This is a genomic window from Chromobacterium sp. Ag138, assembly GCF_055181315.1.
In genome coordinates this window covers 1,466,752-1,491,563 of sequence record NZ_JBUPWA010000001.1, presented here as the reverse complement: position 1 = coordinate 1,491,563, position 24,812 = coordinate 1,466,752, and the positions used below count along the sequence as shown (strand labels likewise).

The following is a 24,812-nucleotide window of genomic DNA, read 5'->3' as shown; positions in this document are numbered from 1 at the left end:
CCAACTTTTCTGCGCAGTTGTTGAAAAAATCTGTTGGTCAAGATGTCCCGAACTCTAATGATTCCGGCCACTCGATTGGCTCCAGTATTTTCGCGGAAGGGGTTGAGCGTTTGGGGTACTTGCGGCGCAAACGCCGCGCCACATCACCGAGGGCATCCGCACGGTCAATGGCATAGTGGATAAGGAGCGCCGCCGCTTCGCGCGGGTTGGCATCCTTATCATGCTTGCGATCGGCTTCCCCGCCGAGTAGGGCCTTGCGCCATCCCTCCGTGGCCCTGGCCGGATCGATCTGGTCGAGGATGCGGGTCAAGCCTGCCTTATCGATTTCGGCGAGAACGCGGATAAACAGGGCGGCCTCGTCCCAGAAGGACGGACTTTGCTGCGACAAGATCGCTGCGATGGGGGCATAGTGCGGCTCCAGAAGGGCGGCCAATAGGCTGGGTCTAGTACGCGCGATACGTGCCAGTATGGCTACGCCGAGCTCCCATTCGCAGTGACCGTGCTTGGTAATGGAAACGGGCTTGCCCGCAGTCAAGTGACGAAAAGCCACTTCGGGGGCCATCCAAGCGAGTAGAGGCGAGAGATTGGTGATTTGGGCTTCATTGCGTGCAATAAGTTTGCTGATGGTCGGTCGGGCCGCGGGAAGCTGCCAAGCCACAGATAACAGCATGCGCGCGTCGCCTATCTCCTCCTTCCAGCCGGGCCCGATGGCGGTTCCGATCCTTTGCCAATCGAGCGCTTGAACCGCTTCTGCGAATACGGTAGGGCAGACTTTTCTCAGGACATCTAAGAGTCCGGCGGCTGCTTGAAATGATCGCTGGTCGCTTTGCGACAGCTTGCCCGCTAGGTATCTCGGCTCCCAGCAGGCGCACATCCGGCGTGCGGCGCGCTTCATCTTGGTTGTGGGGCGCCGCTTTCCAACGTACAGTCCAAGCGGATCGTAGACTCGCAGCGCATGCCAAAAGACATCGTTGAGCTCGTGGAACGCGTCTTGAGGATCGTTTTGAAGCCGTTCTGCGATCGAGGGCGCGAGCGCTTCGATCAGATCGCAGGCCAAAGCCTCATCGACATAGCTGATGTGTTTGCAAAGGTCGGCGACTAAGGAGAGCGGGGCATCAAAGGGCCAAGTGGAGACCAGACGAAAGAGGTAGTCGCGATCAAGCGCAGCCAGGTAGGCGACCTTCCACGGCTCATCGTTCGTCAAGTGACTTAGGGAGATCAACTCAGCGATCTCGCAGGCATGGACCGAGGTCGCGGTGCTGATCGCATCCGCTACGACGCTTGGAGAAACTCGGGCCTTGATGGCGGCGCCCAGTTCTTTTTCATGAGACATGATTTGGTTCACAAGCCTGCCCAAGGCATAGCAGGCGCCTTTGGGTGTGGCCTCGATCCAGCCGACGACGACATCTTTATGGTCTGCGGCACCGATTCCGCCCGGTTCGAAGTAGCTCCTGACTTCGTTCAGGGCCCAGCTTGCATGGAGGATTTCTTCAGGGGTACAGGCGGACCAGGCACGATCGAGCAGCGGACGCAGCCATTCCGGCTTTATTAGGCAAGACCAACGCCCATAGTCGCCAGTGCGCCGCAACTCACCAAGAAGTACCGCAAAGCCCCCCAAAGGGAGCATCGGGTTGGCAAGTGTGGACTGCAGCAGGCGAGCTATTCGATTGATGCCTTCCGGATCCTGGCCACCGAGAATTTGCCCGAGCAGAACGCCTGCTAGGCGCTGGTGAGGACAGCGCAAGTCGGAACGCGTGAGCAGCAGGCGTTGGGTAAGCAACCAGTCAACGGCGGGCTGAAGTTCGGCATCTGCGACGTGGCCTTCTACTTGTGCTCTCAGACTGTCAAAAGGACAGGGCGCGTCGCGAGAGGCAAGCTGTCGGATGGCTGCAGCAGCCAGTACTACGTCCGCGCCAGCGGCGCGCGCGGAATCGGCCATTGATTTAGACCGTCGCCAGCCTCCACCGAGGATGAAACAGAATTGCCATGGAAATTGCGCGGTTTCGGCCTGATTGAGGCGCCAGTCGAGAGGCTCCTCGGACAACCCAGGCCCTACGCGGTCGTCAGCATTCCGGACGGCGGCAAGTGTGCGCTCGGCATCCGCACGAAGGGCGTGGGCGATGACCGCGACTGCTCTCTTGGCGTCAAGGTGAATGGTGCCAGCGGCAGTCACCTTTCCATCCAACAGCGTATGAGCACTCAACACCCATCGGGTAGCTGAGGCTGATTCCTCCAGCGCCCGTAGCTGCGCAGGTGGTGCCAGATGGGCATCGTCAACGATGTAGAGTGTCGGTTCCGGAGTCGATGCTGCGGTCGGAACACCCGCCGTCGGATCGGTAAGACGGAAGGTGCGCCAACCGCTCGCGCCAATGGCTCGTGCGGCCTGCAAGGCGCATATCGATTTGCCTGCGCCGGGAACACCGGCCAACCGCGCCGTCCCGGCTTGGCGGAGCTCCTGAAGCAAGGTTTCGGCCTCTGGCAAGGTCGGGCAGGCGCCAACGTCCGCAGGCCCAAGTGGGCGTCCCATAAGGGCAGGGCCGAGATCGCGCAGCGACATGAAGGAGACCTCCGCCCAGTCAGGAGCCGTGGCAGTCTTTTCAGCCAGTGCGGCTAAGAGCTGTTGGAACGCGCTAGATTGCCCGGGGTAGAATTCCTCGACGACCTTGGGATGGGACGAGAGCAGGCCAACAATCGACTCCCACCCGAGCACTGTCACGGGGAACTGGCCAGCCTTTACGCGCCGCTCCGATACGGCCGCGACGTGCCGTTGAAGCGCTCCGTCGTTTGGAGCTGTAGTAGCAAATACCCACTGACTAAGTTGGGGCGTAAAACGCTCTGCCTTTGCGAGTTCCGCATCGAACTCGTCAGCCGTCGCGGCGGCGCCGTAGAGCTGGTCCTTCCCCTTACACTGCACGCCATAGGTGTGACTCGGCTCGTCTTTCGGTGATCCGAAAACGTCGACACCGTGCTGCACTTGACCCGCCCGGCCGTGCCGCTGGATGAACGTGTTCTCCCATTCTGCCGCGAAGAGGGTGTAGGGAGGCAAAGTAAGTGAAAAAAGAGAGCCTTGCCAGATAAGGCCTTTTTCATTTTGAATGTTTCCTGCTGGGTCAAACAGGTGCAGAGTTCCTGAAAAAATCCAACAATTCAGCGAAGTTGGTGAAAAATTCCTTTTGATCGAAGAATTGAGGACATGTCTATTGGCCTTCTTCATTCAGGATTCCCGGCTTGGGCTAAGGGTTTCTCTCAGTGGCCTTTGACGGGGTCTTGGGCTTCTTTGATCTTACCCGAGGAGGTTGGGTGGCCAGTGCCGGGCACGCTTTGATTCCTAGCGCTCGTACCTCAACCGCTCCTGTATGATTCGACTTAATGTTTGATGCAAAAGCCTGCAGGTGCGCAATGAGTCGGTCGAAGTTCCACACTTCGCCGTTGACTCGCCATGTCCTGTGTTTGTGGAGGCTGATAGCCAGAATCCCGTGACGGCGGTTTTCTGTCCTCAAGTAGTCTCCCGCGAGCTGGCTGGTGAGGGCCTTTTCTAACTCGTTGACGGTCCATCCCATATTGGCATTTTTCACCTCTATGGCGATTTGGATGTCTGCGGACGTGGAGGAAATCAGGATGTCTGGCTCATTCCGATCAGCCACTTCTGCTTCCCGATGCACGTGATAACGGCCACAGCTTCGTTCACTCAGTCGTTCCGTAAGCCAATGCTGAACTTCTTCTTCATCTTCAGCTCGGGCCAAGACTGCACGGCTGGAGGCATCAGCGTTTTCGAGAGAATTAGAGATTTCTGTAAGCACCCCCATCGACAGGCCAAGCAATTGCATGCCGGTTTTGACTGGGGCCGAATACATGCGCCCAAAGTTGAAGACTTCAGCGGCACTCCAGGGAATGATATCTGCATCGGCTTGTGCCATTCCATGAGCGAGTTCTCGAAACCGTAACGAAGAGTCAACGAAATCGGGTTCGCTCGCCAGCATGGTAACGGCAGCGTACGCCTCTGCACCGCGTCTCGACAGTAGTGCGTCCAGTAGTGCGCTTCGGGCCCCGCTTGCCATTTCGCGACGCGTTACCAAAGATTCTGAACTTGAGTGTCGGTCACCAAGGATGGGTACGTAACGGTATGCCAGTCGAAGGAGCTGGATAAGTAAAGTGATTGACATGTTCCTTAGTGCAGGATTCGCTACCCCTTGGCTAACATACGTATTGAACAAAGTACCCAGCCAATGCTGTACCCTTTCGATAAAATCGGATTCTGCTTCAGTAGTTCTTCGCACAAGCTGTGAGATCACATGATTGGCGACACTATCACCATCTAGTACAGCGAGCACTCCCATATACTCGAATAAGCGGTCCTCATCGTGTCCGATCAAGTGCCCTGCCAAACGTTTGTTAGCCAGCTTGAGCACTTCTTTGCTGGGCAAGACATCTAGGCCCCGATTGATGATACGTAGGCAATACCGCAACGTATCTTTTCTGGCTGGTTCTGTTGCCTTCAACAGGCGGAAGACCTCAGCAGTGACTGCTGGTCGAGCTGCGGTATCGTTGTAGGCGGTCTGTACGAGAATGTCGCTGAACTGACCGCCAGACTTAAATTCTTTTCGAACAGCCAAAGTGATTTCTGGCAGCACAGCAACCTGCTTCTTCACAATGAGCTGATCAACCCATTTAGCTTTGATCGTGCCAGCCATGGTTGCATGGCGGATTGCAAGTTGTGCATCCGTGTCGCTCAGCCCGGAAGGCCATCCTGGGTCGAGACTTTCAAGTTCCAAGGCATCGACCGCCAGGATATTGTTGTTTTTGGTTGTGTAGGTATTCCCCGCAGTTATGATGGGTCGTGCTGGTTGGATGCAGCGCCATGCTTTCCGCATTGCGGCCGCATAGTGTTCAGCGACCTCCGGACTGAAGGCTGTGCTGAGTAGTGGCCAGGAGGCCATCCCTTCTTGCCCCTCCTGGGCGGCCTTGAGCTTCAGCCACCTAGTGAGGTTGTGCAGCCGCTGCAGACCGGCCGCCCATGACGTTAACGCCTCCGGCTTGTCCAATATGCCCGGTTCTGACTTTAGCTTGTTACGAAACACGATCCAGGATTCTTTCGCCGCATCACGCTCTTTTTGTGCTTTCTGCTGGTAAGCCTGATTGCTTTCTTCCCATTCTTCTGACCTTCTTGGTGCTGTGTACTCAGTGAAATCTGCAAGCAATACCGAATCATGTGATGTCAACGCGTCGAGAAGCGCATGTTGATCATCAAATTGGCCAGAACGATGCAGAACAGTCAAGATGGCGCTGAACGCAATACGTCGCTCATTTTCGTTGGGCATGCAGCGTGCGTCATGAGAGAGCCAGTCGAGATCCGTTTCGTCCATGGCCCACAGTTGGTGGCGAGTGTGAAGGCCAACCTGAAATATGTGAACAGGAAGAGGCTCCCTAGGTGCACCCTTGCGGGAACTTGCCGCATCAGCCCACATGAGCTGGCGGTTGAGAGATTTGTTTTGCCGCACTTGTGCAGTAAGTGCCTGCACCGCTTCTTCACCATGAATTCTGTACGTTCGCTCAATAGCCATTAGGAGTCGCAACGTACCGTCATCGACCTTTCCAGGGGCGCATTGAGTAAGTTCTGCACTACCCAGTTCAGCAATGCCGGTGCAAAGCTCGTCGTGCCGGTTTGGGGTTTCGCTATCTTCGTCCGTTTGCGGCGGGGCAAAAACTAGTGTAGCGATTCCGGCAACCAGATGCTTCTGCGCGTCACGCGATGGAGATTGGCTATGGAGTGCGGCAAGGTGCGGCGCAAAGCCTTCCGTCGAAAAGCGCTGTGCTGACTGCGATCGGTCGATGAGCTGTAGTAAGTCAGCGGTATTGAGGTGCCATGGGTAAAGCAGGTTGGCTAGTTGTGGTGCCAAGCGGGCGCTCAAGCGATCTGGTTCCGCACGAACCTGATTTGCAAGCGCCTTCAAGCCAGAACGATCCTCGCATGCGACAAGAGCGCGGGCAGCCAGCAAGCGGGTGTACTGATCTTGAGACCGGTCCAGAGCGGCCTGCTTTGCAAGGTCCACGCACTCCTTAATGCGGCCTTCTTCTATGAACTGCAGCAGGTGTAACCTGAAATTAGCTCGTGAATTGATATTCCATGCTCGGCGGACTGCTTTGGCGAGTGCAGGATCGGAGAACATCCATGCAGCTCTATAGTCGATGTTCTCTGCATCAAGTTGGCCCACTGCATCGAGTTTTGCATATGAGTCCAGCAAGGACTCTCGGACATCCAGCGAGAGCGATTTGGGGTCGCCATGCACGATAAGTGCAGAAGGCTCCCTTTTAATCAGTTCGTCGCGCACGGATGGCTCCCACTGAGACAGCCAGGTTGCCACGGCGAGAAGGCTCGGAACCACCGTCTTGACACCGTAAGGTTCTGCGAAGAGTAGCCCGTGAATTTCCGTGATGGGGCAGTTGTTGTCCAGCAACGAGCGGAGCCAGCTTGCAGCGAGGTATTCCTGTGTCACACGATGGTGAAATTTTACGCGTCCATACGTGCTCGGGGCGAACAGCCCCGTCCTCAGTAAAGCACCCACAGCCCCTTGATCCCAGTCGTTCAGAACATTGGAGGGGTCAATGGAGCCGTGTGATAACGTTGGGTCGGGCTCCTGCCCAGGGGCCTTTAGCGAGAAGGACTTACCGAGTACCAAGGCTGCTGCAAGCCGTTCAGCCCCCTGCCTGGCTTTTTCAGGGCTCAGGACATCGGCACCTGGTCGGTAGGCATCTTCTTCCCGAAGCTTTCGACATACACCTTCCTCAGTCATGTCACGGAGCGACCGGAAGGCTTTGTGTTCGCCCCAGTAACCGATTAGTTCGATAAGGTCCCCTGGACGTTCTGCCATGGTGTCCAGCCCGGACATACTTATGGCCTGCAGGAAGGCATCTCCATCTACGCCTGCAGCTATTGCCATTTGCAATTTTTGCTCGTTCGACAGAGGGGCTAGCTGGACCACGAGAAGCTCGTTCGATCTAATCTTCAGCTGCTTCTGAGAGGTAGATATCTGCGGCTGTTTCTTTTCGGTGTTGAAGATAGGAGATAAGAGGATTTCATCGGGATCGCCGAGAGGGGCTGGGGCATCAGCAACTTCCTCAAAGGGCAGCTCGTTCTGCAGCGTTTCTCGATCGGCCTTTCCTTTCCAGTCGCTGGCCCGGCAGCTAACAATAACGAACGACCGATTCAAGTTGGCACGGCCGAGTTCTCGACGGAATGCTTGCAGCGCATTTGAGAACCGTTTGCCATTGAGTCGAGCCTCGTCGATTGAATCCAGAAAGAACCAAGCGTCGCCGGAATCTAAGCACTTCCATGCTCGGAACGACTCAATGTCATCTTCATTAAGCGCAGCCTCAAAGCCTCGATCAGCTAAATCCTCGATGCGGACGAAGAAAGCCAGACGTCCCTGTTTATTGAGGAAGTCTGCACGAAACTCGAGTTCTTCTGTTTTGCCGCTTAGCGCCTCTGCGAGCAGCACAACACGGCGATACGCTAATAAGTCCGGCCAGCTGAGCCAGCCGCCGTACTTACGCCCCCAGTGAGGCCCCCAATCGACTATGGCGTCCTTGTCTTTTGCAAGCGGGACGAACAACCTGTCGAGGTTGATAAATTTCATGTTGCTATGGCTCCCTGTGGATCGCCCCCGTTTTCTAGATATTGTGAGGCTGCCGGTGCTCTGGGAATGGTTGTTCCGGTGACGATTGAGATAGCAAAGAAGATTGTTGAGTTTGTCACTAACCCTGCGGTGTAAACTTTCCATATGGGGCGACATCCAACATCACTTCACCTGCAGTTGTCCGCCCCTCATGTCAAACGTAGACTGCAGCTTTTCGGCCAAAGCAGACGTTTGAGTCCCAGGAGGACTGTGACCACTTACCAGTTGGAGGTAGCCAGAAAAGTATCTAGCAAACGTAAGGCGATTCAATGGCATGTATCCGAGTTGGTGAATGGCCACGAATTTCTAGTCTCTTGATTATATCTTCGCACGTTTGCGTCGCTTCTTGTAATCAGAGTTATCTGCTCCTTTCACCCAGGCGCCCTGCGATGGATCATGGAGAAGAAAATCTGGGCTGATGCCTAATGGCGTTATGGTGACTCTTGTTTGCGAGCCAATAGTGGAGATCGCAGTGACTTCGCCAATAACTGAACGTTCAGCCTCCGTGGATAAGTGAGTTCCCATCGATGTCATGCTCAAGGACATCCAAAGGTCGAAGAGAAATATCAGTCTGACGTTAGTCGTGCTAACGGAGCCCTGTAACCATCGACCATTATTTGGATAACCGTCAGGGTTTTTCAAAATATCAATTTGCGATCTGAAAAACACAAGCATTCCGTTCCTGACGTACATCTTTAAGCAGTCCTTATCCTGTAGCATGTCAGTAATGTCGAGTACCCCAGAGTTTTGAATTAGCCTACCTAAGATGTCAGAGACGTAAATGGCCATCTCTTGAGCGCGGGACGAATCAAAAATATAGTCCTTTTTGGGCTTTGCTAAGGTTTCTTGCCACTTGTCCTCCGGTGCGATATGACCATTCTTTTCAATGAAGCCATTTTTAAGTAATATATTCGCATGCGGATCAATTAATTTTATGTACAAACATGGCAGGTTCTGGGTCATAGCACGTAAGCGGTCTAGGTGGATCCAAAACCATCTAGCTTCTCTATGATATGGAGACAGTAGTGCTTCGCGATAGGAATCGCGGATTTTCTTGGCCTTATCGATCCATTCCCGCTTAGCCTCTCTGATATCGGTAGCTGAGAGGGAATTTTTTGCGAGACCACCAGAGATGTGAGCTCTGTCATGGTCTATGAGGCAAAGGACCGCTAAATTTTCTTCTTCATGTGTTCCACCATCACTCCATTCTTTTATGTGATGCACCACGATGGCACGCTCTCGTTTGTGGCAAATACAGCAGATTCGCCAACTTTCTTCGAATAAGCGTTTGAGCGTAGCTGCGGGAATTGCCGGTCGGTTGTCTCGGATGGCAACAATATGTGAGTCTTCTAAGCCGAGCTTTTTAAGCTCACTGTCATTCATCTTTGCGAGGCCTCCCAGCGTCTTCTTTGCGAGAGCCAAATTCTGTGCCAGAACTGACGGAATGTTGCGGGAGAGTAGAGCATTCAGCGTTGAAACCATAATTTGGCATCCAGATGGCATCGGTGTGACCGATCAATTATGATCGGGAGCAGCCGCCGAATGATGCCAGAAATCAGCGGTACGGTTTAGTAGGAGGAGTACCTAGCGAAACTAGACTTTCGTCAGCTCCGAAACCTTTGACGTGACACTGATCCCAAAGCTGAGGAGGAACTAGGTCTGTTCAGCCCAGAGCTCATGGACTGCTTACCTGAAAATATCGGCCGCTTATGCAGCAGTGGCTGTATGTCGGCCATGGCTGATTAGCAGTCTACCCAACGCAGATATGGCCGCTCGTCGGCCATTCTCACCGTTCGGCTTGTCAGCTTGACCCGTCAGCAATGGTACGGTTACCTGCTGTTCAAGGCCGAGCCGTACGCAACGACAGCTATCAATCAGCGAACGTGAACTTCCGACCCAAAGTGGTCACCAGTTTTCCCTGGTCGCGAGATAGTATTGCGCCATCCTGGAAACTCGACACCTCTTTCCAAGCCACAAAGGCAGCCAGCCTACTCGTGTTCCTAGACTAAAAATGGCCGATCCTTCGAATAGAACACTGTCTAATCATGACGATCCACGCGCGCGCAAGGATTTCAGCCATTCCAGAGTCTTTATGACGGGGGGATTGTGCTGGTCCGCTGGAATAAAAGGGAGCTCATCCAAATGCAAAACTGAGGAGGCCATGTGGTTAGTGCTAATCTCCCAGGCGTTGATTACGGTCAAATTCTGCTTGCCGATAGGCAAATCGAAAATGGGTTCGGGTTGCGCCATTTTGTTTGGTAGGTGGGCAGGAAGCAGCACGTATCGACCATGACGCGCATAATCTTCGAGGAACAGATCGAGGTTCTGTGTGGTCTTTGGATACATGCGATTGATACGTGAAACGAAGCCGATAATTTTTCCCTCAGAGAGCGGAACATTGTCGGGGTTTGGGCTCACCATCACGGCATAGGCCGCGGGATTGTCGCGCGAAATGCCGCGAACGATGGTGATTTTAAGATCGTCTTTGTCGTCGTCATCGCCGTACCGCTTACGCCATGACTGGAAGATGTCTTTGGCAGCCGAAGGATTTTCGTAAGCGAGTCCTAGCATGGGTGGAGGCGCATTGGGGCCGGGCGGGCACCACATGAAGAGGGTCCCGTTCCATTTCGCCTTGTCCCATTTCTGTGTGTCGATGGGAGAAATCCAGCGCGTTCCCGAATGCTTACCTTTCGCCGCATCGTGCATTTCTTTGGGCGCAAGGCCTTCGCCGCGTTGCGTGTTGCCAAACGACTTAATGGGTTCCGGAGGCAGCACGGGGAACCATGCTTCTGTGCGCTTGACCACATACGTGCGGTCGGCAGGATCGATCCAATCGGCGAGGGAAAGTAGAACGCGATCCCCATGCAGGTTACCAAGCATGGTGGGAACGTCCGAGAATGTCAGTGCGCGATCTAGGGCGCGTTCGTCTTCGAATAGTGCCTTACCCCATGTCTCGACTTCTTGAGGGGCGGCAAAGCGGAGAAAGATTTCGAGGACAGCTTTTTTCATCCAATTCGGAAAGGACAGCGCATCCTCTTTGGTCTTATATTCCATGATCATGCGATGTGTGATCGTGCCAACAGGCTCGCCGTCAACGTCGGCAAACTGCAGAACAGGCGCCAACCCGACAGCATCAGAGGGCACAACCCGCAGCTGTAAGTGGTCCACCTGAGGCAAAATTCGATGATCGAGGCTTGTCGCAAGCAACGCTTCAAGTGAACCGAGTACAGCCTCACCGATTCCGATAGAAACAAGATTGTTGGCGCACACCACATGGATGCGACATCCGAGCACGTTGGATGACAGTATGACGGTTTCGCCAAGTGCGAAGTCTGGAATGGCATACTCCGCTTTCACGCCGTAGTCGCGCAGGTTGCGCATGAAGGCCTCTGCACCTTCGGACGTTTCCTGTTCCGGAATCCAGCCTTCCGCTCTCAAGATATCTTCATTGCCCATCAGGTAAAGCAGAGCGACGCGGGACATCGGTAATGCGAGACGTTCGAGCGCGTCGGGAAGTTGAGCGATTTTGCTCATTTCATTAACAGGCATTTGCAGAAGCAGCGCTGCGATTTTCATCATGTGCGCCTCCTGCACCTTGTCGAGGTGACGGCGCTGCCCGTCAGTGCGCGCTTGCGCATTGCGCACGATCATTTCGAGTTCGTGTGCGCTTAGGATCTGTGGAACGCGACCAAGTTTGAATTCAGTATCGAAGTACCTGGACAAGACAGAGGCGCGCAGCGCGCCTATGCTGCCGTATCTTTTGAAGGCTGAGAATTCCTGACTGACGGCGGCGAGGGTGTAATTCCTTGCCGCCCAAGGAAGTCCAACTTCCTCGAAGGCAAAGCCTGCACCTATCAAAGCGTTGATCAGGTCGTCCTCGTATTCCTCCTTAATGAGCAGTGCGATAACACGTCCGAACCATCGGATTGCGTCGTAGGGTAACCCCTTCGCAAGCTTCTGGTACGCGCGTTGAACATTTTTGGTTGCAGCCTCACCCTCGCTGCTGCGTGCCGCGAGAGCATCGGTGATGGTCTCGAACAGCGTATCGAACTCATCGCTGTCAGCAATAAACTCTCCGAATTGTGTGAGGGCATCCGCAATGCTTGTGAATGGGAATGTTCCTAGCCCTTCGGCTCGTTTGATGATGTCGGTGAACGAGGCCCAGATGTCCTTGAGCGCATCGTCACGATGCTCAACGCCTTCTTCGGTGACCTGGATCATCAGCAACAAGGCTTCTGCATGCAGGGCATTGTTGGGGCGATTTGTCTGATCCGTCAGTGTTTCCAGTGCAGTTTTGAGTGCGGTGGTACGGTCCTTAAGTTTCCCTTTCGATTCGTCCATCGAGCCCGAGTGCACACTCATGCGTATCAGGGGCAGAAGATTGCTCAGACGCTCCAAGTCATTTGCATCGTCTGAACCGAGAGCGAGGTGTTCGACATCGTCGTAGAGTTCAGACGTGCGGATGTGGTCCTCATGCCAGAAATGAGAGGTCCATGCCCACTCATAGGCAATCGCGAGTTCAAGCTTTTTGATATTATTGCCTCGTGCGAGACGAAGTGCGCGGTCAAAGCGTCCGTTCACATCGGCGGGCGCAAGCTCTAGTCCTCGAGCCAGAAGGGCCGCATGTCGCGCATCTTCTATCAGCGCCGCAGGTTGCCCCTGATATTGCGAACCGTCGGCGATCTTTGCCTCAAGGATGTCAAGCTCTGCCGCACGGGTGGTATCACTAGGGCCGAGTTTCTTTGTTTGCTTCTCGGTACCCTTGCCAACGCCAAGCTCCTCGACGGCAATGGCCATGCTGTCGTGCTTGAGGACGCGGTCAAGGAGCCACATACGATCCAGAATGGTGACTGGGATGCCGTGCTGCTTGAGAAGCTCGTCCTGTAGATCAGCCGACTTTTTTGCGGGGACGAACTGGTTCGTCACGCAGATGATCTGATCGTAGTCACGCTTGGTGCTAGCGATGGCGGCAACGTCTGACTTAATTTTTGGCTGCCAGGTCTTCTTAGCGCTAAAGGCGAAGGCCTTACGCTCGCCGGCCTTGTCATTGTCGGGCACGAACCATCGCGCGGAGATTTCACCCGACACGGGGAAGGTCTCTGCGTCAGTCTTACCATCGCCACCGCCAACCGGCCCCGTCTGAGGACGAATATTTGGCGCGATGAATTTCTCGCACAAGCGTTGAGCGAAATTCTCAAACGCGCTTTCGTCTTTCTGATTGGTGAGCGTTTCGAGGTGGTAGGACAGAACCTCGCGTTCGACCTGATATTCTACTTCCGAAACTGAGTCGGAAAACAAGTCAGGGTGACGGTCGCGCATGTAACGCGACGGCGAATATTTTGGTTTTTCGGGTGCGGTCTTTGTCTGTTGGGTCATGATCCGAAAACCTGCAGGACTCGAATGAAAATATCATACTGCTTCTATGACTCCTTTGGTGAGAAGTAGCTACCTTCTTCTCTTAATCAGCCATTACAAATGCGATCGGGCAATGTCCGCTTGTGCCCGGTAACAGATGCGCCCAAACCACTCATCGAGTGTCCGCTTAGGCCGAAAACCAGGCATTGACAGTTTGTAGGCCTAAGCGGCCGGTGAAGCTGTATTTCTTGAAGGACCGCTGTGCAGCGGTTGCTGTCGACGTCCCCCGTTATTGAGTAGCACTCGCCCATTGAGCGAGAAAGCCATCAATCTTTTCTTCGATGTGGCTTTCTACGGTTCGTAGGCGCAGGATGGGAATATTGCTCTTCGTCAGGATGCTGTTTTTCAGGGCATCGCGCATCGCCTGCTCTGGCCGGTCGTGAGAGCCACCGTCCACTTCAATCACCCCCAGCGGGGTTTTACCCACCTTGAAATACACTACGAAATCGCAGCTGGCATGGTTGCGCATGAACGCCACCTCGCGCTCGGTTAAAGCAGGGTTGATCGAAGAGGCGACCTGGTTCAGCCGGACCTGGGCGTGGTATGTCAATGTCCGGTATGGCTCCTTGGACAGCGCTTCACGCAACAGTTGCGCCACGATTTGCTCGGATTGGAAGCGCGAGTCTTCGGGGCGCAGCCTGGCCTGGAGTCGCGCCAGGGACTGGTCAAATTCCCGGTACAGCAGATCAAACGCTGATACCACCGGGGCCCGCGCAATGTGTCCATCCTCCGCGTAATACTCCACATAGCGAATTAAGGCCGCGATATGGCCGTTATTTGCGGTGAAAACCTCATCACCGGTCACCAGGGTGAATCGGCTCTTGGCCCGCGACATCGCTACATTGACCATGCGCGGGTCATCGACAAAATCCAGTCGTTCCTGATTGTGGCGCTTCTTGTCCAGCACGGTGGAGAAGACGATTTCGTCACACTCCCTGCCCTGGAACTTGTGAACGGTATCTTTGACGAAATCCGCAGGCAGGCAGGAGCCAGAGAGCTTGACCTGTGCCCTGAAGGGAGAAATGAAACCGCGGCCGTCCTTGTGCAGCTCGATGGGCTCGCCTTCGCCGTCCAACACCTTGAGCAAGGAGTCCAGTTCTCGCTGATTGGTGTTCTTCCGGGTGTGGTTGCCCTTGGCGGTCAGCACCAGCCGCAGGGGCGCTTCGCCCTTGTCCTGGGTCATTGGGATCAATTCATCGTCATAGAATTGCTGGTTGCAGAACTGGATAATCCTGGGATGGCAGCGGTAGTGCTCTTTTAGCAAAGTCCTGAGTAGCGCATCCTTGAACACGACGATGCAGGAATCCAGCAGGCTGTATCGCTCGCAATCATAGACGTCGGCGGGGGCCGGCAGGTCCAGCTTCACGGGAATGTGCGCCAGTTGCCGACTGTCGCCGACTACTATCAGGTTTTTTGCACAGCCCAGCGCCAGAATGCCAGGCACGATGTCCTGCTGCGAGGCCTCGTCGATGATCACGTAATCGAGGATCGCTCCTGGCGCGATCGAGTTGACGATAGAGTGCGTGCTGCTGCCGATAATCGGAAAGCGCTTCACGAAGTCATCGAAATGATTGCGGTATGTTTTTGTGTCGAAGGTATCCGATGCTCGGTCTGGAGTATGCAGATGCTGCTTCAGATAGCACATTGAATTTACCGTCAATGCTTGCAGCAGGGCAGTGAAATTCCCGCGCGCCAGCGATTCGCGGCAAGTCTGCAGAGCCGCTTCCTTGTCTCTTAGCGCCTTGTCGTAGTAATGCATCTGCAGGGCATGGAAGAAGGACAAACGATTGTCGCCCTGAGCAAAAGGCCTGGTGCGGAAAATCTTGAAGTTGAATAGCAACTCAAAGCGGTCCTTGAGCCGGACGCGCTGTTCGCCAAGATGGGATAGATAAGCCATCAGGTCCGCCGTTTTGCGCGGGGACAAGCCGTATTTGTCCAAGGGGACTGAGATGGGGACTCCGCTGTCTTCCTGCCATTGTTGCAGATAGCGCCGCTCGATGTTCAGCTCGTCGATTTCCGCCTGTAGCTGGGCCGCCCGGTTGTGATTGTGCAAGTGTTGTTTCAACCGCGCCAGCATCTCCTGGATCTCGGCCATCTCCGGTGCAGCCTCGGGTTCAGCTGACGGCCAGGGAGGCAGCTTGGCGAAGAAGTTGTCCCGATTTTCCTGGCTGCCAAGCTTGGCGACCAGGTGGTCAAGGTTGAACTTTTCTAGCTTGTTGTAGACGTTTTCTACCGCTGCATTGTTGTTGGACAGCACCGCGACTGTTTTTCCGCGCAGCAGGATATTGGCCAGAATGTTGAGGATGGTTTGCGTCTTGCCGGTACCAGGCGGGCCCTCGATCACACTGATCTGGGTGCTGAAAGCCTGTTCAACCGCCGCGAGCTGGCTTTCATTCACACCAAACGGATAGATCAGTCCTTCGCCCGGCACCTGTTTCCCATTCTGCCTCGTACAATAGGCATGCAAGGCGGTATCGGCGCAGGCGGGCAGTTTTTCCAGTTGGCGTACGACATTCGCAGCGATGGATTGTTGGTCCGATGAGCTGGCGCGGTCCCGCCGGGCATTCGCAACGTTTGCAAAGTAGCGAAAGACCGAGCTTTCCTTCATCGCGGTCTGTGCGACGAAGCTGATGCTGTCCAACTTGTGTAGATAGGGCTGAGTAGTGCCCGGATAGTAAACAAGGGCATACCGTTCGCCATAGATCATGGCCTTTTCAATAGGCTTGACGATGGTGCTGTTGCGCTTCTTCAGCAGCAGCTCGCCCAATTCACGGGTTGGCACGATGCGGCACTCGCTGAGCGGGCGCGTGTAGGTTTTCTTGGATGGAAAGTGGCAGGTCAGCTGCAGACCTTCGTGCTGTTTACTCCAGGTAATTGTCCAGTCGCTGATTTGAGCGGTTTTGTCCTCGCCATCTATATGGATAGAAACCATATGTCCCTTATTCATCCTCGAACGGTCTCTAAATTTGTCCTAGTGTCAAACATCGAGTACCGCTATGCCTTGAATAAGGTATTATGATGGAATTAATGCCAATTGAGTTTAATTGTCTGTTGCCTGCCAGGCACCATCAGTGATGTGCTACTCAATACCGGGGGGGGGGCGTCGGGGTGATCCGTGCCGTGCTATCGCGGATCCTGCATGGTCATGCGGGCATTAGCGCAGATATGGCGTTGCGCCTAGCCGAGGGCTTGGGTACGAGTCCGGAGTTGAGGCTCGGCATGCAGACAGCTTGGGAGCTTTGGCAGACCAAGCAGAAGCCGCGCCCGCATGTCGAAAAGCTCTTGCCAGCCTCACCCATTTCCAGAGCAACGGCAGTGCCTTACTTGGCATTCCTAGACCGGGAGGCCATGCTCGATCGACGCTAGAACTCGTCGTGCCATACCACCCCCTAGTTCCGTATCCATCAGGGAGAGCGGGGATGCGTTCAGCGTGATGTTGTGTTGCTGGAGCCAGATTCCCGCCAGTTTCTTGTTTCCCAGAATGCCTTCAGCTACGCGAGCAATCCTCATGATGCGAAGCAGTTTTTCGCTAGCTGGCGAGTCTAACAGGCGCTGCCGGCTGATTCGGTGCGATGCTAGCCGTGGCGATAGACCGAGCACCAGGCATAGATGTTCTATGGGGATGCCAAACTCTTCGCTGAAGGCCTGAATGGCTGTAGCAGGTAGCCCTTGGCGGATCATCTCGATTTGGGTGTTTGTGGGGATCTCCAGCCACGCTGTGGCCGCTGCTGCGCTTGTTGAAGGGTATCCCATGTTCCCTTTCCTCCTTCGAGCCGCTGACAAGATCTCTGATCCTACGTGGCGCCACCATGCGGTACTACTTGTACTGTTTGTGTCAGCGTGCCTTGGCTTAGGTACTTGGCGAGGTTTCGTGAGCAACTCTTATTTGGGTGTCGAGCGCTGCAGCAGAGTGGCGCGTTTGAGGGCAAAGTAGCGCTTGGCCTCTTCATGTGGAATACCGGGGCGGGGATCATCCAGAGCCGCCTGGACGGCTTGGCGAACGTACTGGTCATAAGCAGTCGCAGACTCGGGCGTGGGACAGATGGGTTCAAGTTTGGGCATGGCATCTTCTCATTACTCTCCATTTTGAGTGTATTCCAAAAGGGGTCTTGCATGGCAGCGGAAATCAAATTTACAGCGCATCGCAGAGCTGGTGGCGTAGATAATGAGCATATATGTCATTTTGATTGGACTGTTCTAGCTCAAGTGGGCAGACCATTGCCCACTTGAGTTGGGTTGGTCGAACTCGTGCAATCGCGTACCTATGGAAAATTATGGGAATCCCATAATTATTGGTTTCCCATAATTTTCACAATTTGCTCAAGCCAGGCTTGCAGCTACATCCGCGCGCCAAAACACATACTCGTCCCCATAATTCTCCATTGGCCCATAGAGGGGGCATAGTCCTTGTTTAACCAAGTGTCTGGCGGCCTGTCGCACCGGTTTGTTGACCATTTTCGCCAAGCGTTCGCCCCAGATGTAGTCGTTGGTCAACCGTTCCAGCTCCTTGGCCTCGATACCCAGCAGCATCCGCTTTTCATAGCCATACTGCTGCTGGCTAGCGTGGGCATGTCCGGCGCCAATCAGGTGATAGAGCAAGTTGACGTCCATCTGGATGGCAGCTGCCGCCTCCCTGACTGTGAAAAAACCGCGGGAGCGGCGGTATTGCTCATGCCAGAGCGTGAATTGCTGTCGGGAAACCAGCAGCGCGCGGAGGCCATGGTCGGCCGGGGTGCGACCTACCACTTCCAGCGAGCCATCCTGCAGGGCGCGGATGACCGCCAAGAAGGGTTGGCTGCCTTGCATCCACCGTTTGGTGATTTCCCACACTGACAGCAGTTCTGGATTGTCCGGTTCTGGGCTGATCTGGCCATGGTTCAGTTGCTCCAGGAAAGCGTTGATGGTTTCCAGCTGAAAGCACCATCGAGTACGTTTTTTATCGTGGGGCAGCGGTTGCAGCAAGCCGCTTTCGATCAGCAAACGGATCCGTTTTGGGGTGATGCGCAGCATGCGTTCCACCTCCGAAATGGTTAGCGTGCCATGCTCACTGCGGGCGTAGGCATCCAGCGAGCTTCGCTCCACCATCCAAGTGGCTTTCCCTTTGGCTGATGAGGATTGGCAGCCTTTGATGGCGCCGCTTTCGATCAGCTTGTGTACGGCGCCTGTTGAGAGATTGAGTTGTTCCGCTGCCTTGGCCAGGCTGATGATGGGATGGGCCTGGCGCAGGTCCTGCTGCAGGATCAGTTTGTCCGGCCAGTGTTCATGGACATAACGCTCGAATTCTTCCCGTACAAATAGCAGCTCTGGATGAATCAGCAGCCGGTAGAGGGCCTGATGTATTTCTCGCAAGTACACCCGCAGCGATGCCGTGTTACCGGATATGGGCAGCGTGTACTCCTCCAGCAACTGATGGAAGTGTTGCGGCCAGTGCTGGGCGATCTGCATGGCCAACTGCAGATAGGGCTGAATGATTTCGATTCGGCCATGATCGGCTATTTTTTGTCGGCGGGTATTGGGCCGGTGCGAGGCATAGGCGCCAAAGAACCAAAGCAGGTCGCATAGTTGCGCCGGATGTAAATTATCTAATTCAGGCGGTGTCGGGATGTTGCTGACAGCGAGGTCGGGCAAACCAATCAGCGGCCGGATGGCCTGGGCAATCAGTTTGGCGAGAGCCAACTCGGCAGCAGTGCCTGGGCGTGTGGCGGCATGGCGCAAGTCGGCGCCGCAGCTGCAGGTAAACATGGTGCCCTGATGCCAGCGGATGAGTTTATCGCAGCCGGGGCATTTTTCTCGCAGCAACAGGCGATGGGTTGGGCAGGCTATTTGCAGGGTCAGCAGCCACTCCGTTTGCCAGATGCCGTGTTCGGCCAGGCAGACGGGGCACCAGCGGCGATGATGGTGATTCCAATACGTTACCTTGAGACCGAGCCGATGGTAGCTGTGACGGCCCAGACTGGCCGGCGCCGGACCGGTCAGGCAAGCCAGGCTAGTCTGATCATGGCCTGTCAACCGGGTTAAATTCTGCCAGGCAGCGTCGTGCTTTTTGACGAATAACGATAGCCAAGTCTGTCCGGGGTAGCCGTTGGCGTGCCCGAGGCGCAGGCAATAGCCCAGCAGACTTTCACCCGCCTGCGGCTTGGGGCGGATCTGCAGTAGTGGGGAGGTCATGGTGTGTTCCGTCGGAGGATCGCCAGGGCGGCGATCCTCATGGGTTTACAACGCAGAGATGGCGGCTCTGGGGGCGTTTCGGCGGGAGAATCGTGTCGGCTCGAATGGCTCGTCAGGCTGATTCAGGCGTCGGAACACAAAGTTGGCATCGAAGGGATTCAGCTCGGACGGGCTGTCTCGCCAAACATAGTTGGAGAAGGCCATAGCCAAGACGCGTTGGTCGAGATCGTGCCGCTCCTGTTCGATCAAGCATTCCAATCCTCCCAGAATCACCTTGGAGAGATAGCCGAGCAGGCCATTGCTGGCATAGTGCAGGCGCCTGACGCACTCCCACTCGGCGAGCCCCCAGGTTGGGCGCCCCTGGTTGATCTGCGTGTCCCAGGCATGGACGACGTCGCGGAACAAGGACTTGTCCGTGTTGCTGGAGAAGCCGATCGGCGTCAGCGCCACGCGGGCGGCGAAGCGACGGCGCAACTGCTCGTTGGAGCGCAGGATCCACTCGCACTCTGGCAGGCCGGACAGTACCGTGGGAATGGCGATCTGATCGATCAGGGTCTTCAGCCACTCGGTGACCTCCTCGAAGGTTCTGCGGCCGGCATCGACGAAGTGATGGAATTCATCCAGCTGCAGCAACTCGGTTTTGCCGCCACAGATTAGCTGCACGATCTGGTTGGTCTTCTCCGCGGTGCTGCCCCGGAGCTGAACGCCGGCCCCTAGCGCGATCAGAATGGCTTCCGCCAGACCGCGGATGGTGGGGTGGGCGGGCACTTGGACATACACCACCGGGCGTATCGTCGCCTCCTCCGTTTCGTAGTTGGGGTGCTGTTTGGCAAAGCTGTGCAGCACCGAGGTTTTGCCGGTGCCGGATGCGCCAATCAGCAGCAGATGCCTGGCAGCGGCGCCTTGGCGCGACAGGGCATGGCTGTGCGACAGCCTTTCCAGTGCCGTGCTGAATTGTGGATGCAGGATCTGAATCCGCTCCGCGCGTCGAAGATCCGCCAGCGTGTAGTGCTCACTCATGGCCATCTCCTTCCGGATCGTGCGCGAGCACGGGCAATGTACTGGGCGGTGACCAGTTGTCTGCTAGAGGGAGTTCCATGTCCTCTGAAATCGCCGGAGGCAGTTTGCCGGTGGTCATCACCTTGCTTGAGTGTGCCCCTTTGGCCCGCGCGGCGCGCTTGCGGTCGGCCAGTTTGCGGCTTTGCAGCAATTGTCCGACTACCTCCTGCATGCGTACCTTGGCCCGGGCCAGTGATAGCGGATTGGCGGATGCCAGGCCTTCTTTTCGCAGCGACGCCTGAATCAGCTTGTGCTGGTGCAATTGCAGGTCTTCGGCGTAGTCCGGGGTGAGGCAGGGCACGGGCAAGGCCTCTTTGGTCTGCGGGTGGAGCGCGAATATCGAACCCAGGTTGTCCGGGTCGAAGCGGACCTGCACTTTGATACGATCGCCGAGCTGTTTGCGCCAAGGGAGTAGATCTTTGCAGTTGTAACGCAAGCCATGCAGCTCAATGCCGGCGTGACCCAACACGCGTTCAGCCTGCTTGGAGAGCACTAGCCGTAAGCGATCAGGATCGATGGTGCGAGGCGTGACGATTTCCGCCGCGCGTTGCCAGGCGGCATACGGCGTCTGCTTCAGGCCTCGATGGTAAGTCTGGGAGTAGATGTCGATGATCCAGATGTGCAGGGCGTGGACCAGCTCTGACAGGGTGACGATCGACTCTTTCAGTGGGTCATAGCCATAACGGTCGAACCAGTTGGCAAAGCTGGTGCCGGGCAGTTGATGGGCGAACTGCTCCGCCAGCGTCCGCAGCGATCGCTCGACCATGGGTTTGAACCACGGCGTGCGGGGCGGGCAGAACTGGTAGTTGATGCCCAGTTCGAAAGTGGCGCGAAGCAGGTCTTGGGAGTGAAACTCCAATCCGTTGTCGACGACAGCGGTGGTGGGAATGCCATGGCATGGCCAGTCATGCTGGATGTCGGGATACCGCTCCTTCACATAGTCTTTGCTGACGATGGCGTGCTGCAAGCAACGCAGCACCGCCTCGATGCTGGGCGGTGAGAACGACAAGTAGAAGCCCAGGATCATGCGCGTGTGGCAATCGATGATCACCGTGATATACGGGCGCCCCAGCACCAGCATCGACTCCTCATCGATGACGAAGATGTTGAACGGCGTATGGTCAATTTCGACGCGTTCCAGCAGGTACATCGTGGCGGGTGTGATGCTGCTGTGCCGGTACTTTTTGCGGGCGTACTCGCGCCCGTAGCGGGCTAGGTCGACCTCATAGCAGGGAAGCGAGCGGATATAGCGCCGTACTGTCGAATATGAGGGTGGCGTGATGAGGCTCTTGCCTGCTCGTTGAGAGTTTTCATAGGCGATTGAGCTTAATAGGGCTTCATAGGTTGAAGAAATCGACTTCCGTTGCAAGCTAAGGAAAGTCTGGTCGACAGCCTTCTCCAGCAACGCTAGCTGTTCTGCTTGGAGTCGCTGGCCGCTACCGCCGCGGGCATGAAATTTAGGGATGAGCGCACGCAGATCGTGCCCGCTGGTCACAAAGCTTTTGTGCCAGCGATAGATGGATATGGCTGATGGCGGTGACACATCCCCGATCCTTGCCGCAACCCGTTGGGCTAACTCCTTCAGCATGTCCTGCGTATGACGAACTGGGTGCTGTGCTGCAAGCGCATCGATATAGGCACGGCGTCGTAGTGCCTCTTGTTGAGCACCTGCAGGATACGATTCAAAAGTCCGCCCCAATTGCGGTGGAGTGTCGAGAGGTGCAGGGACGAGTTGTCCCGCAAGATTCAGGCTGGTGGCTTGATTGAGAGTAGCCATGCTCATACCCTCCTGATCTTGGTTTCGTTAGTCAGTGGGTGACGTAGGTCTATGGCAAGAATGCCTTGCCCGATCGCCGCTAGGACGAGATTTTGGCAGCCTATGCTATTGGTAAGCTGCCCCAGGAGTTGATCGCCGTGACGCAGGCTGTGCAAGATCTTGCTGATGATGTCAGTTGATAACTGAAGGTGCTTGTGGCTTTCTATCAACGACATGTTCTTCTGTAAGACTGGAGCGCGTAGCTGTCTTTCAGTTAGAACGGCGAACATGGCGTTGGCACGTGCCATCTGCTTGCCGATGACGTCGAAGCGGCGTTGGTTTGCTGGCTGATCTGCCTCTGCCTGCCATTTGACTTCAGTAACAGCACGACGCCCGTCGCGCAGAAACAACAAGTAGTCAGGGGTGTAGTTTCGGATCAACCCGTCCATTTCATAATGAAAAGTGAACGGTTCCGGGACGATCATGGTCACTTCAGGGGCAAGTTCAAATGTTCGAAGAGCATCTCTGGCGAGTCCTGATTCGAAAGGGATAGCTCCTGCGAAAGCCTTTGTTGACTGGAAGAAGCCACGATATGAACATCCGTGCCGATGAACTACATCGCGAGCAGGGGTAGTGGAGTTTAATAGCTCTCTGAGTATTGAAATGGATACTTCTTTGTTGGTATGCGACATGACAAGCTCCTGCCTCGGCTTGAGAAAGGCGCGTGGGTGCCTCTCAAAAGTCGAGTTCTAGAAAAAAGGCGTATAGGGAGCTTGACCGGCGGAGGGGAGTTGACGATACTGACTGTGCGAAAGACGTATCGTGTAGTCACCTACACTGGCAAGCGGGGCACTTCTGTAAAGGGGTGTCCTGTTTTGTTATCTGGTGTATGCGATCCTTTCGTTTACTGGCGAGCGGGGTACTTTGTGAGAGCAGTATCTCGTTCGGCTAGGTGGCATTGATCGTGTTGACTGCTCGCAAGCAGGGCACCTCTGAAAAGGGGTGCCCTGTTCTGTTATGTGCAGGCACTCTTTGCTATCTCGTGTATTTGGCCAGTGCCTCCATCTTGATGGTCTAGTCCACGCTTCAATTGGTTTCCCATCTTCCAAGCTAGACCATTCCTGTCATATTTTCTACATCCTAAGGTTTGTCGAGATTGTTGGCAAATATGAGTGCTTTCCCTATATTTTTTCCGACCTATCTCGGCAGAAAGTGCAATTCTAGTACATGTTTTTTATACTGGAATTGCAGATGGAAATTTTAAAATGCCAATTGAGTTAAATAAACTCAAGTGAATCAATGCGATTTTCGATTTGTTGTTTTTTTGCAATTGATATTTTGTGAGGAAAAATAAATAAAGTGGCCATTTTGGAAATCATGATGAGCTAAATGTTGAATAGGGGTGGTAAAAGAGAGGGAGATTGAGGTACTTTGTGTGCCCATTTGTTGAGTTGAAACAACAAAGGGCATAGCCATTACATGCTATGCCCCATTTTGGTGCAATTTCAACTGTGTGCACAGAGTTTCAATAATTCTGAAAACCTACAAGAAAACCTACAACTCAACCCGCCTTGAAATCCAAGCACACCGAGTTGATGCAGTAGCGCTCGCCGGTCGGCTCCGGGCCGTCTTCGAACACGTGGCCGAGGTGGGCGTCGCAATGCGAGCAGCGGACCTCCACGCGCACCATGCCGTGGGAGGTGTCGGTGATGCGGGCGATGTTGGCGCCGGCGGCTTCGGCCCAGAAACTGGGCCAGCCGCAGCCGGCATCAAACTTGGTGTCGCTATGGAACAGCAGGGCGCCGCAGCAGACGCAGAAATAGTCGCCCTTCTTGTTGTGGAAGTAGTGTTCGCCGCTGAACGGGCGCTCGGTGCCGGATTGGCGGGCGACGCGGTATTGTTCCGGCGTCAGTTGCGCGCGCCATTCGGCGTCGGTTTTTTCCATGGTCATGGCGGTTGTCCTTGTGTCGTCCGGCCCGGCGGGCCGGGCGCTTGATGGTTGGTCGCCGCGCGGGCGGCTTTCTTACCGGAGACTAACAAATTCCCGCCGGCGCGTGGAGGCGTGGTTCAGGACGCGCGCCGCGGCGGGGTTACTGGATTTCGTCAAGCGCGTTGCTGAGGTGGGATTCGTCGGCCCAGCGGCGCAGCGTCCAGCCGCCGTCTTGATAGTCCAGCCAGTTCAGCGCGGCGTTGGGAATGGGGAAGTCGCGTTTTTCTTCCAATGGTTTTGACGTGGCGGCGCGGTAGATGATGTCCAGCACGCCGCCGTGGGTGACGATCAGCACGTTTTCGCCGGGATGCAGGGCCGCGATGCTGGCGAGGCCGTCCAGAATGCGGGCGCGGAAACGGCGCAGGCTTTCGCCGCCTTCCAGGTCGAAGTCGGGATCGCGGGCCTGGTGCCGGCGGTAGAGGTCCGGAATTTGCTCGGCCGCTTCCGCATAGGTGAGGCCCTGCAGCGCGCCCATATGGCGCTCGCGCAGCTGCGGCGTGTAGTGGGCGTTGAGTTGCAGCCGGGTTTGCAGCGGAGCGGAAGTTTGCCGGGTGCGGATCAGGTCGCTGACGTATAGCGCCTGGAAGGCGTGGTCGGGCCGGAAGGCGTGGGCCAGCTGGCTGGCCTGTTCCAGTCCGGCGTGGTTGAGGGGGATGTCGGTATGGCCTTGCAGCCGGTATTCGCGGTTCCAGTCGGTTTCGCCGTGGCGAACCAGGCAGAAGCGGGTAACGGGCTGAGTCATTGTCGCCTT

The 24,812-nt window shown here is 55.5% G+C and carries 14 protein-coding genes; 1 reads left to right on the top strand and 13 read right to left on the bottom strand.

Translation table 11 applies throughout. From position 1 onward, the window contains the following. Positions 1-37 precede the first annotated feature (37 nt). From ACY3GB_RS06620 to ACY3GB_RS06600, 5 genes are all read right to left on the bottom strand, one after another. A complete protein-coding gene (locus ACY3GB_RS06620) occupies positions 38-3,214 on the bottom strand; it encodes a hypothetical protein (RefSeq protein ID WP_463088052.1) in 3,177 nt (1,058 codons plus the stop codon). Between the two features lie 19 nt (positions 3,215-3,233). After that, entirely contained in the window at positions 3,234-7,634 is a 4,401-nt protein-coding gene (locus tag ACY3GB_RS06615; protein ID WP_463088051.1) for an NACHT domain-containing protein, read from the bottom strand. Between the two features lie 357 nt (positions 7,635-7,991). Next, the gene (locus tag ACY3GB_RS06610; protein WP_463088050.1) at positions 7,992-9,155 is read right to left on the bottom strand and encodes an HNH endonuclease; all 1,164 of its coding nucleotides are present in this window, start codon (positions 9,153-9,155) and stop codon (positions 7,992-7,994) included. Between the two features lie 561 nt (positions 9,156-9,716). Further along, positions 9,717-13,049: a hypothetical protein gene (locus tag ACY3GB_RS06605; RefSeq protein WP_463088049.1), complete on the bottom strand. Its 3,333-nt coding sequence runs from the start codon at positions 13,047-13,049 to the stop codon at positions 9,717-9,719. Between the two features lie 268 nt (positions 13,050-13,317). Next, on the bottom strand, positions 13,318-16,035 hold the full coding sequence (locus ACY3GB_RS06600) for an AAA domain-containing protein (protein ID WP_463088048.1): 2,718 nt from the start codon (positions 16,033-16,035) through the stop codon (positions 13,318-13,320). 161 nt (positions 16,036-16,196) lie between these two features. Here ACY3GB_RS06600 and ACY3GB_RS06595 point away from each other — a divergent pair, with 161 nt between their 5' ends. After that, positions 16,197-16,454 (top strand): HigA family addiction module antitoxin, encoded by a 258-nt coding sequence (locus ACY3GB_RS06595; protein WP_463088047.1) that lies wholly within the window; start codon positions 16,197-16,199, stop codon positions 16,452-16,454. Here ACY3GB_RS06595 and ACY3GB_RS06590 read toward each other — a convergent pair. From ACY3GB_RS06590 to ACY3GB_RS06555, 8 genes are all read right to left on the bottom strand, one after another. Beyond that, positions 16,422-16,841 carry an antitoxin Xre-like helix-turn-helix domain-containing protein gene (locus tag ACY3GB_RS06590; RefSeq protein WP_463088046.1) on the bottom strand — a complete coding sequence of 140 codons (420 nt, stop codon included), beginning with the start codon at positions 16,839-16,841 and terminating at the stop codon, positions 16,422-16,424. The genes ACY3GB_RS06595 and ACY3GB_RS06590 overlap by 33 nt on opposite strands. Before the next feature lie 129 nt (positions 16,842-16,970). Then, the gene (locus tag ACY3GB_RS06585) at positions 16,971-17,150 is read right to left on the bottom strand and encodes an antitoxin PaaA2 family protein (RefSeq protein ID WP_463088045.1); all 180 of its coding nucleotides are present in this window, start codon (positions 17,148-17,150) and stop codon (positions 16,971-16,973) included. Between the two features lie 258 nt (positions 17,151-17,408). After that, complete coding sequence (locus ACY3GB_RS06580) at positions 17,409-19,256, bottom strand: TniQ family protein (RefSeq protein ID WP_463088044.1); 1,848 nt, start codon at positions 19,254-19,256, stop codon at positions 17,409-17,411. A gap of 45 nt (positions 19,257-19,301) precedes the next feature. Next, positions 19,302-20,276 carry a TniB family NTP-binding protein gene (locus ACY3GB_RS06575; RefSeq protein ID WP_463088043.1) on the bottom strand — a complete coding sequence of 325 codons (975 nt, stop codon included), beginning with the start codon at positions 20,274-20,276 and terminating at the stop codon, positions 19,302-19,304. After that, positions 20,269-22,092: a transposase gene (locus ACY3GB_RS06570; protein ID WP_463088042.1), complete on the bottom strand. Its 1,824-nt coding sequence runs from the start codon at positions 22,090-22,092 to the stop codon at positions 20,269-20,271. Before ACY3GB_RS06570 ends, ACY3GB_RS06575 begins: the two co-directional genes overlap by 8 nt. 2 nt (positions 22,093-22,094) lie before the next feature. Beyond that, positions 22,095-22,763, bottom strand: coding sequence for a hypothetical protein (locus ACY3GB_RS06565; protein WP_463088041.1), 669 nt, complete (start codon positions 22,761-22,763; stop codon positions 22,095-22,097). A gap of 869 nt (positions 22,764-23,632) precedes the next feature. Next, positions 23,633-24,022 (bottom strand): peptide-methionine (R)-S-oxide reductase MsrB, encoded by a 390-nt coding sequence (gene msrB / locus ACY3GB_RS06560; RefSeq protein WP_463088040.1) that lies wholly within the window; start codon positions 24,020-24,022, stop codon positions 23,633-23,635. Positions 24,023-24,161: 139 nt separating this feature from the next. Beyond that, on the bottom strand, positions 24,162-24,803 hold the full coding sequence (locus tag ACY3GB_RS06555; RefSeq protein ID WP_463088039.1) for a histidine phosphatase family protein: 642 nt from the start codon (positions 24,801-24,803) through the stop codon (positions 24,162-24,164). Between the last annotated feature and the right edge of the window lie 9 nt (positions 24,804-24,812).